The organism is Rhizobium alarense (genome assembly GCF_021555155.1).
Classification (GTDB): domain Bacteria; phylum Pseudomonadota; class Alphaproteobacteria; order Rhizobiales; family Rhizobiaceae; genus Rhizobium_D; species Rhizobium_D alarense.
Genome location: NZ_JAKGBU010000059.1, coordinates 26,712 through 34,517 on the forward strand (window position 1 = coordinate 26,712; position 7,806 = coordinate 34,517).

4 protein-coding genes and 1 pseudogene are annotated in these 7,806 nt (G+C 59.3%); 2 read left to right on the top strand and 3 right to left on the bottom strand.

From position 1 onward, the window contains the following. The first annotated feature begins 70 nt into the window (after positions 1–70). A complete protein-coding gene (locus tag LXM94_RS17755; RefSeq protein ID WP_235772808.1) occupies positions 71–1,384 on the top strand; it encodes an O-antigen ligase family protein in 1,314 nt (437 codons plus the stop codon). Here LXM94_RS17755 and LXM94_RS17760 read toward each other — a convergent pair. Genes LXM94_RS17760 through LXM94_RS17770 form a run of 3 tightly spaced genes read right to left on the bottom strand, consistent with a single transcriptional unit; the run spans position 1,377 to position 5,994 of the window. Further along, positions 1,377–2,591, bottom strand: a complete 1,215-nt coding sequence (locus LXM94_RS17760) for a glycosyltransferase family 4 protein (RefSeq protein ID WP_235772809.1) — start codon at positions 2,589–2,591, stop codon at positions 1,377–1,379. The two genes, LXM94_RS17755 and LXM94_RS17760, sit on opposite strands and share 8 nt — an antisense overlap. Next, a complete protein-coding gene (locus tag LXM94_RS17765; protein WP_268965165.1) occupies positions 2,588–3,760 on the bottom strand; it encodes a glycosyltransferase in 1,173 nt (390 codons plus the stop codon). Before LXM94_RS17765 ends, LXM94_RS17760 begins: the two co-directional genes overlap by 4 nt. Beyond that, a complete protein-coding gene (locus LXM94_RS17770) occupies positions 3,757–5,994 on the bottom strand; it encodes a nucleoside-diphosphate sugar epimerase/dehydratase (protein WP_235772811.1) in 2,238 nt (745 codons plus the stop codon). Before LXM94_RS17770 ends, LXM94_RS17765 begins: the two co-directional genes overlap by 4 nt. A gap of 908 nt (positions 5,995–6,902) precedes the next feature. On the opposite strand from LXM94_RS17770, the pseudogene LXM94_RS17775 reads away from it, so the two are divergent. After that, positions 6,903–7,806: pseudogene (locus tag LXM94_RS17775) on the top strand (hypothetical protein); the annotation flags it as partial.

Sequence of the window (7,806 nt, forward strand, 5' to 3'; positions counted from 1 at the left end):
ATCCTCGCAAGAATTCTATCACTCTGCGTAACCCGCTATTCTTCCGTCAGCCCGCATAAAGGGAATGGGCATGAGCGCAACGGACAACCAGAGACATGGCGAGTGGGCTGCGCGCCGCAATCCTCAAGCCACCCGGAAGCTACTGGATAGGCTGGAGAAATTCAGACCGGCGGCGCTCAAGATCGAATTTGTCTTCGCGATCGCCGCTGTGTTTTTTTCGTCGATGAATTTCCTGAGGTATCCTGCATTCTACATCACGTTGAGTGATGTTTTTATTGCATTTAGCTTGTTCATCCTCTTGATAACCGGTCGTCTATCCTTGCGCGGCATTGGTGCCGCGAGCACCGTCTGGTGGCTCATTGGACTGTCGGTGTTGTTGTCGACACTTCTCCTTAGCAGCCTCGTCAATGGCGACGCGTTGAGAGGGTTGATTCTCGTCGTGCAATATCTCTTCGCCTATTTCTTCGTCTTTCTTTTTGCCGCCGGACGCAGTCAGACCGAGATTACACGACTTGTGAAAGTTTATATCCTCTCGATCCTCCTCATGTGCCTGCACGGCATCTATCTGATCTATGTCGACGGGCAGACGAACACGATATTCGTCAGCGGCAGCGGGCGCCTGACGGGATTCATCGAGCGCGAGAACGAATGTGCTGCGGTCATCGCGCTTTCGGTGCCCCTTCTGCTCGTGCTTTGCGCGACTGGCCGCCTGACGAGGCTTGCCTATCTGGCGCTGCCGGTCATGGGTCTCGGCGTCATGCTGACCGGCTCGAACACCGGCCTCGCTTCCATTGCCTATGCCGTCGGCGTCTTCTGTCTCGTCGCGTTCGGATGGAAACGCCTGCTGCCCGTCGGATTGGCGGCGGTGGGGGGCGTTGCGGCAATCGACTACTGGGCGCGAGACTATCTGCCGGCCGCCTTCCAGCGACGGGTGCTGGGCGCCCTCGAGAGCGGTGACATCGGCCAGGCAGGGAGCTTCGACCACCGGCTCGAACTGATCGAAGAGGCGATTGGACGCGCCGACCACATCGTTTTCCTTGGCCTCGGTGCCGACCAGTACCAGGTCACAAGCTTCCTCGAGCAGCCCGTCCACAACCTTTACCTGCTGCTGTGGACCGAGGGCGGCCTGTTCTGCATGGCCGGGTTCATCCTGATGACGGGAGCGGGGCTCGGACCCGCGCTTACCGCGCTCCGGTATCCCGGAGGCCGCTATTTCGCCGCATGCGCCTTCTGCAGCGTGACGCTCTTCCTGCTGACAACCAATGCTTTCGCTCACGTCTACGGCCGGTTCTGGGCAATGCCGGTGCTGCTCTCGATCGCTTTTGCCCATGCCTTCAACGTCGCCATGGCGCAGGCGACGCATTCGGGCACTTCCGTCAGGTAAGACCGAAGCGCCGCATCAGCCGCTTGTTGACTTCGTGCACGTCGAACCGAGACTCGGCAATGTCGCGGGAGCGCAGTCCCATACGATGGGCATCTGCGGGATTTTCGGCAAAATGCATCATCGCCTGGGCGAGCTGCCGCGGATCCCGCGCCGGCACGAGATAGCCGTTAACGCCATCGACGACAGTATCGCGGCAGCCGGGAAGAGCGGTGGTGATGATCGCCCGCCCGGTGGACAGGGCCTCAAGGATACTGCGCGGTATGCCCTCCCGATAATAGGAAGGCAGTACGAAGACATTGCAGTCGGCAAGGAAGGGCCGGACATCTCGCGTCTCGCCCAGATAGGTCACCAGACCCTCCTTCACCCAGGCATCCATCTGCTCCCGGGAGATCGCCGATGGGTTGGGGTCAAAATGCCCGAGAATCCGGAACTCCGCTGCTGGAAATTGCGGTTTCAGCCGCCTTGCCGCCTCGACAAAATCGACGACGCCCTTGTCTTCGAGCAGGCGCGCGACCAGGAGAAAGACCGCCTTGTCACGGCGCGGCTCGCGATAGGCGAAGTGCTCGAGATCGACGCCGGATCCGGGCACGAGTTCGAGGATATGCTCGTCGTCCAGCATGCGGTGCCGGCGGATGTCGTCGGCATCCGCTTCGTTATATGCGAAGACTACGTCGGCGCCGAACAGTGCATGGCGATAGAGCGCAATGCTGAGGGCCTTTACCGCCCTGCCCTTTGCGCTCCTGCCGGCCGCCTCGGAAAAGACGTGGCCAAGCCCGGTTACGAGAAAACTGCGCTGCTTCACGCCGGCGAGCCTCGCGGCTATGCCACCATAGATGATGGGTTTCATGGTGTAGGGGATAACGACGTCGGGTCGTATCTCGCGGAGTGTTCTCCAAAGCGCCCAGAGCGTGTGCACATCCTGGAGAGGATTGACCCCGGTCCGCGCCATCGGCACCCGCCGGAATTCGACACCGATGCGGGCGAGTTGCGCCGTGACGATCGGATCGTCCTCAGGCGCGAGCGCTACGACCGAGTGGCCTGACTCGACCATTCTCTTCAGCAGCTCCAACCGGAAGTTGATAAGGGACGGCGAATAACTCGCCACCACCGCAACGCGCTTCGCCGGCGTCACGGATGCGAACTCCCTCTTGGTTCTGGCCTGTCCTTCAAGGAGGCCCGTTGCTCCTTCCATACCCAAGACATTCATGCCGCACTCCGCAAGTGTTGCCGGGACAGTGCCGTCTCGTAGATCTGCCGATGGCCTTCCGTGTATTGCTGCAGCGAGAAATTTTCGACGATGCGCTTCCGCGCCAGCGTTCCAAGCAGTTTTCTCTCGCCTGCTTCGAGCCGGAGCAGGTCGCCCACCAGGGCCGCCTGCGATTCCGGCTCGCGTGGCCTGGCGATATAGCGACGGTCCCCTAACAGCCAGTCGCAGTCGCCGACGTCGGTGGCGATGGCCGGCACCCCGCAGGCCATCGCCTCGGCAACCGAAAGCGGAAAGGCCTCCCCCCACGCGGACGAGAGCAGGAAAACGTCGAGACCCGGCAGGAGTTCGGCAACATCGGATCGCGGCCCGGGTGTGGACAGGCGATGATCGATCCCCAGCTCGCGCGCCGTGCGCCGCGCCGCACTATCTTCTTCATGGCCGGCACCGATGATGAGGCCATGCACGTTCAGGCCCTGCCTGTCGAGCGCGGCGATTGCCCGCAGGAAGGACTCATGGTCCTTCATCGGATGCGCCCGCGCCACGTTGCCGACGATCAGGCGATCCGAGGGGATCGAGAACTGCCGCTGCAGGCGAAGGCGCGCGCCGTCGACCGGCCGGAAACTGTCGCAGTCGATGCCGTTCGGAACGATCACGCTCCGCGAACTGTCGAAGCCGAGCGCTTCGTGCTGCCGAGCCGACGCGCGGGAGCAATACGATATCGCCGTCGCCGACGAGGACAACCGTGCCAGCAGGCGGATGACCCAGCGGGTCGACCGCTTCTCGGCCCGTATATCGTCGACCGAGTGATGAATGCTCCAGATGACCGGGCGCGGGCGCTGAAAGAGCGCGGCAAGGCTCGCCGCCAGATTTCCGTGATACATCCAGCCGTGGAAAATATCGGCCCGGGAGCGGAGAACGGTCGCGCGCAACTTCCGAATCGCCGCAACCGAAATGGTCGACTGGTCCATGTCGAGCGACTCGACGTGGATGCCGCTCTGGCCAAACAGGGCGGCGACCGGTCCGAGCTTCAAGAGCGAGAGCACCTGTGGCTCGATATCTGCCTCCGCGAGGCTCCGGGCGAAACGGGCGAGCATGTATTCCGCCCCGCCAATGTTCAGGCCCGTTATGCAATTGAGGACGCGAAGTGGGGTCAAGGCATCGCTACTCATACAATCCCCGGTTCGCCGGTCGGCGAGCTGCGTCCCTTGCGAACTGGTCGCTTATCCTGGCGCACGAAAGATGTGCTCCTGGCAAAAGCACCCAGCGCATTGCGTTGCCGCAGCACCGCTCCTCCGCTGCCAACGGGATTGCTCGCAGCGCGGGACTCGCGGACATAGCCCGGGATAAGATCCGAGAGAACCTTCACGGCGGCATCCTCGTCGCCGGCCTCGCAATGGACCTTGAGCAAGGCGATGGAGTCCTGCAGCAGATCGAGAGGAACGGGCACCGGAACGGCTCCGAGAACGCCCGGCACCGGGGAAGGAACACGCTCTTCCGCCATGTCGAAGAGTTCTTCATAGAGTTTCTCGCCCGGTCGAAGACCGATATACTTCATGGCGATGTCGACATCGGGAACAAGACCGGCAAGCCTGATCATGCGATGCGCGATATCGACGATCTTAATCGGCTCGCCCATGTCGAGTACGAAAACTTCGCCCTGGCCGATTTCACCTTCCAGGCCATAGGCCGAGCTCTGCAGCGTCAACTCGACGGCCTCCCGGATCGTCATGAAGAACCGGGTTATCTCGGGATGGGTGACGGTGAGCGGGCCACCTTTGGCAATCTGCTGCTTGAACAGCGGGATCAGCGACCCGCTCGAACCAAGAACATTGCCGAAGCGCACGGTCATGAAGCGCGGCCCGTTGTGGTTTTCGAAGCCACGCAGGTCGAGCGCCTGGCAATAGAGTTCTGCGAGCCGTTTTGTTGCTCCCATGACGCTCGTCGGGTTGACCGCCTTGTCCGTCGACACCTGTACCATGGCCAGCGCGCCATAGCGGGTCGCTGCATCGGCGACGTTCATCGTGCCGATGACATTGGTCAAGGCCCCCTCGCAGGGGTTGAGCTCCACCATCGGGACGTGCTTCAAGGCCGCGGCGTGAAACACCAGCTCGGGCTCATGCACGGCAAAAATATCGTTCACACGCGTTTCGCGACGGACGTTGCACATGTGGGCAGTTCGCCGGATAGCCGGAAAGCGCTCGCTCAGTGCAAGGTCGATCGCATAGAGATTGTACTCACAGTTGTCGATAAGCACGATCTCGGAGGGCTGGCATGCGGCGATCTGCAATGTCAGTTCGCTGCCGATCGATCCGCCCGCGCCGGTAACGAGCACGCGCCGTCCCCGTATGAGTTGGACGACCGCTTGCCGATCGAGCAAGGCTTGCGGCCGCTCGAGCAGGTCCGAAAGTTCGATCGACCGCAGTTCGTAGCGGTTCTCCTCCTTCGTATTCCGGAGTTGGGTCAGGTGGGAAAGACGCGACGTGGCGATACCCCGCTGTTCTGCGGCCTTGAGCAGCCTGTCGCAGACGTCCGGGCCGAACGAGGTCGGCGGTTCGGTGAAGACGAGATGACGCGGCGCCTGGCCTTGTGCAGTCAGGCTGTCGATGACCGTCCCGAACTCGTCGAACGAGCCGAGAATTGGCACGCCGCGCAGCCACATGCCCTTGTGGAGATCGCTGGCGTCCAGGCATCCGACCGGAACATAGGTGCTGTCCTTCTCTCTGCTGAGGGCGCGCAGATAGAGATCGGCCGCGCCGCCGGCGCCGATGAGCAATATCGGAATGGTCTTATCCTTGGACTTCTTTCCGAAAGCGATCTCGCGCCCGAGGGTTCGGAACTCATCCATGCGGAACGTCAAACGGGATGCCGACAGGAATGCTGTCAGCAGAAGGCCCTCGACAAGGATGACACTGCGCGGAATGTCCTGCAGGCGGGTTGCAAAGAACAGGATGCTGACCAGGACCAGCGACGTTACGGCGACGGCACGAAGGATCGCCCAAAGGTCAGAGATCGACCCGTACCGCCAGTTTCTGTTGTAGAGACCCGCAAGGGGAAAGACGATGGCGCAGACCAGCAGAAACTGGGGCGCGGCGATGACCAGGGTTCGCAACAGATCCGTACGAAGATAGACGGTGTCGATTCCGTAACGAAGGAGATAGGCCAGCAGGAGCGACAGGAGTGCCAGAACGACATCCGTGACGAACAGGGCTCTGGAATTGCGGACATTGCGAATGATGGCCGCGAACTTGCGCCGTTGCACCTGAACGAGGCTCAGCGAGTTGATGCGCCGCCACAGCAACTTCGCCCTCCGCATCGGTCCGGGTGCATTGCTGCCCGCTTCGTCTCCGTTCGTCTCGCGGTCTTGTCGAACTTCTGGTTGAATTTCAGGGCGGGTGGCTGCCATGTGATGTCCCCACTCTACTTGAACGAATTGTGCCCCACTGCCCGATTTCTTCCGTCTTCACACAACATCTACACTGGCCCTTGGCGACCTCAATTCGCGTGCGGGAAAATGCAGAGTTGAAATTCGTGACTAAAAACAAGCTTTGCGTGTATTTCACTCAACAGATAACGCCGCGGCAATATTTTGATGCCTCGCCGGAGATATTCACACAGAATTGTTCAAATTTGTGGATTTAAGATTACATGAATATAAGAATTTGTAAACGATTTTTCGTACCTTCATCCGAAGGGTATTTTTCAGCAAGCATTTCATCATAGTAAGATGGAAATTTGACAGTTTTCTGGCGGTGCATCATCGCATCCGAACAATGCTCACTGTATATCGATGAGTGCACTACTTTAACAGCACACCGTATGATGGCGCTCCTCCGCCGGAGCGAGTCTCCGCTGACCCGCACATTTGTCCCCGGCATTCCGACAGTGATCCAAAAAGGGGCTGTCGATGAGATGAATGCGCCCTGCTCAACTCTGGCCCATCTCCGGAATGACGTCGTTAAATCGTCACGCGCTGCAGCCGCACGGGCGCGGGGCGTGATTGTGCACCACCAGGAATAGCCGGTAGACCCTGACGCTGTGCCGCCGGTCCTTTGAAGATCGCGCCAGCAGCATGCGTTGCTCAGCATAGCCAAGCCCCCGAATCTCCAGAAGAATTTCCAGAAGAATAAGATGGCATCTTCAAACGTCATACACACGCATGAATGGAAATCATACTTATGTAGGCAATAATTACATTATCTGTAGATTTAATCATGGCATTTCAAAAAACTTGATGAATTGACTTTTATTTATCTTAGTTTTATTAGATAAAGTTGGCGTTTCGAAATACTGAATTCACAGACCCAAGACTTATTGTCTGTTTGGGTGCGTATTTTTGCGGAGTTTCGAACGATGACAACTTTCCAATACTCTACGGATTCCACTACTGGCACCAACCTCTCGGCCGACGATGACATTTATATCGTCGACGCGGGCGTCACGATCAGCGTTACCGGAGACGATGTCTTCTTCGGCGGTGTTGCCTTTACGGGCAACAGTTTCGAAATAAACGGGACACTCGAAAGCTTCAGCACCAACTATGCCTTTCTGCTCCTGGCTGACGACACGAAAATCACGGTTTCGGCCACCGGCACCGTGACGGGAGAGAACATCACAATCTCGATGCAGGGAGCCGACGCGAGTATCGTCAACCGCGGCTCGATCTTCGGAACCAATTTCGCCATCCGACTCGAAGGCAACAGCGCGTTCCTGAAAAACGAAGGCACCATCGATTCCGACGGCACGGCCGTATACATCTCCGACGACAACGGCGAAGTTGAGAATCTTGGCGGCACGATCTCGGGTGTCGTCGGCATCAACACGGTTCTCGTCGCCGGCCAGGACGTCAGCATCTTCAACAGCGGCACGATCAGCGGAACGACCTATGCCTATTCGGGTTCCGCAGGTAGCGAGACGCTCGTCAACCGTGGCGACATCATCGGCGACGTCTACCTTCGCGACAGCAACGATGTTTTCGACACAGTGGGTGGGACTGTGACGGGCAGCGTCTATGGCGGCAACGGCAATGACACGTACAAGGTCGACACGGCCGGCATCAGTCTCGTCGAAACGAGCACAGGCGGGACGGATACGATCGAGAGCTCCGTCAGTTTCACGCTCGCGGACTTTTTCGAAAAGCTGACCCTAACGGGGTCGGCGAGCAACAATGCCACCGGCAACAGCCTCGCCAACACCCTGACCGGCAACGGCGGCAACA